The 497-nt window shown below is 44.5% G+C and carries 1 pseudogene; it reads right to left on the reverse strand.

The features are described from left to right. Positions 1 to 497: pseudogene (locus tag HC176_RS16155) on the reverse strand (AsmA-like C-terminal region-containing protein); the annotation flags it as partial.

A 497-nucleotide genomic window follows, 5' to 3' on the forward strand; every position in this document is an offset into this window, starting at 1 on the left:
GGTTTAGATCACTCAGGTCTACGAAATTGAGACGTTCATCCAGTTTTGCCAGTAACGGTGTTTGTTCCGGATTTACGCGGGCTCCCAGGATCTCGGCAAGAGCGTTACCTGCAAGAGTTTGCAATTGAGGAGTGAGATCATCATTTAAGTTTCCACGCAGATCAATATTGGTAGTCAATTGCCCCTGAAGCGCCTGTGCGATGGGTGCAAGATTCCTTAGCAATTCCATATCGTTAAAGGATCTGGCGATGTCAATTGACTTCAAATTAAGTTGCATAGTAAAATTAGGCACTGCTTGTTTTGTAGAAACGCTACCGTTGAGCAGGATATTTCCGCCGAAAATGTTTGAGGAGACGTTGGTTAGGCTGGCGGTTTCATCCACAATGCGGAGGTTTCCGGTAGTGTTTTCCAGAACAAGATTGTCGTATAAGACCCTTTTAGCTACAAAATCCAGGTTGTCATCAAGGAAAGACGGGATCTTGATCGCTTCTTTTTCT

This window comes from Tamlana crocina, from assembly GCF_012037625.1.